Origin of the sequence: Campylobacter showae CC57C, from assembly GCF_000344295.2 — a bacterium.
Lineage (GTDB): Bacteria > Campylobacterota > Campylobacteria > Campylobacterales > Campylobacteraceae > Campylobacter_A > Campylobacter_A showae_B.
On the sequence record NZ_AOTD01000220.1, the window covers coordinates 1 to 1,971 of the forward strand.

Below are 1,971 nucleotides of genomic sequence, written 5' to 3' on the forward strand. Positions count from 1 at the left end.
TTGCCTCATGACGTCGCCGGTTTTTTGGCTTATAGCGTTCATCGAGCTGCTCATCTGCTCTACGGCTGCCGCGCTTTCTTGGAGAGAATTTGACTGCGTGCTAGCACCCTGAGCCACTTGCTTCATAGACTCGTCTAGCATATGGATTTTTTCTTCTAAAATTTGAGCTTTTTCTAGATTAAACGCGAGCATGCCGGCTATCTCTTCGCCAAGCTCGTTCGTCACGAGCTCGACGTCACCTTTGGCGTCTGCGATCCTTGACGTGAAATCAGATTTTCTAAAATCGTTAAAAGCTTTTTGGATCACGTTTAGATCGCTACCGACTTTGTGCTCCAAAACGTCTAGCATTTTATTTAAAACGTCTTTTAGCTCGACTAGTTTAGGATTGGCCGGGTTGTCGGTTATCCTAGCTCTTAAATTTCCGCTTTCTATCTGTTTTGCGGCCTCTACAGACTGAGATACCGCTCTAGCGTCTTGACTGGCGTTGTCGCAAATTTTAGCTATATTGTCGTTTATCAGCTTGCTCATTACGCCAAATTCGTCTTTTGTGTTTACTTTTGAGACGACGGGCTCTTTTGTCTCAAAATTTAAAAATTTAAAGAAGCTGATCAAAGCGCCAGTGATCGTGTTGATCGGGCTAAGCGATCTTTTGAGCAAGAAATGTACGATTGCCGATAAGACGAATATAAATATAGCAGCCAAGATAAGCTGAATCTTTAAGATAGGCAAGGTGTGCGAGGTAAAGATATTTTGATCCATCGCCGTTACCGCAAACCAACCTTTGTCGTTTAGTTCCAGCATGTAGGCATAAACGTCCTCATTTTTATTATTTTTATACGCTATCAGTCCGTTTTCGTCAAATTTCTTTTCTTGATATTGTTTGATTATGCTTTTAGCTATGTCGTTAGGCTTGCCGACTAGATCTTTGTCTGGGTGTATGATGATATTGCCGTTTTGATCGACAACGAAAGCGTAGCTATATGCGGTTTTACTGATTTGAGATATATTATCGCTTAGCGCCTCTATAGATGCGTCTATACCGGCCACTCCGACGTTTTTGATAGGTGCGGCAAATGTTATAACCATCGCGTTCAATGAAGCGGCCATATATGGATCGGTATATGTCGACCTGCCTTCGGCTTTAGCTTGCTTATACCAGCCTCTTACCCTCGGATCGTATCCTGCTTTGCTTTGACCGTTTGATCTAAACATAGCCCCATCTTCATATCCGGCATAAATGAGAGATATTTCTTTTCCGGATACGGCTTTTGCTTGATATAAAGCTAAATTTATACCGTCCGCGTTCCTTTCGCCATCGCTTTTTTCGCCTACTTTAGCCAGACTATCGGCCATTTTTTCTATGGCATATTGATTGCTCTCAAAAAAGTTAGTCAACATGACTTTAACATCTTTTAAAATTTGCTTTTGAGTTTGAATCACTAGGTCTATGGTCTTGTCGTGAGCCGTATTGTAACTAGCTAAAGATATCGCAGAAAACGATATAAAAAGCGCCAAGATGAGCATCAACGATATTTTGTTTGCGATTGAGCGCATTTACTTTCCCTTTATTAAAAGTTTAATACGCGATTTTATAACTTTTTGTATTAAATGTTACTAATCCCAGAATAGTAAATTAAATATTAAATAATAATTTAAGGTTTTGATTTTTTATTTTGTTGCGGTTAAATTAGTAATAAAATTCAAATTTAGGAGCTAGAGCTCCCAAATTTGATATTAAAAAATTAAAATTTATTTTTTCTAACGTCTGCAACGATATTTTTAGCCATGTCGTCGATCTGCGAGGTGATCTCGTTTGTGGTATTAACGATGCCGATATTTTGCTTCGTGATATCGTCGATCTGGCTCACACTTTGATTTATCATATTAATGCCTTCGCTTTGCTCTCTGATGCTCTCGCTCATCTCGTTTATGCTTTGAGCCAGTACGTTTGCGTTAGCTTCGATTTCGCCA

At 39.7% G+C, this 1,971-nt stretch carries 1 protein-coding gene and 1 pseudogene; both read right to left on the reverse strand.

Going from position 1 to position 1,971, the window contains the following annotated elements; genetic code table 11:
- Window positions 1–1,554: PDC sensor domain-containing protein (locus H740_RS08555; RefSeq protein WP_002953288.1), on the reverse strand; the 1,554-nt coding region annotated here is incomplete at its 3' end.
- A 188-nt stretch (window positions 1,555–1,742) separates the two neighbouring features.
- Window positions 1,743–1,971 (reverse strand): annotated as a pseudogene (locus H740_RS08560) (methyl-accepting chemotaxis protein); the annotation flags it as partial.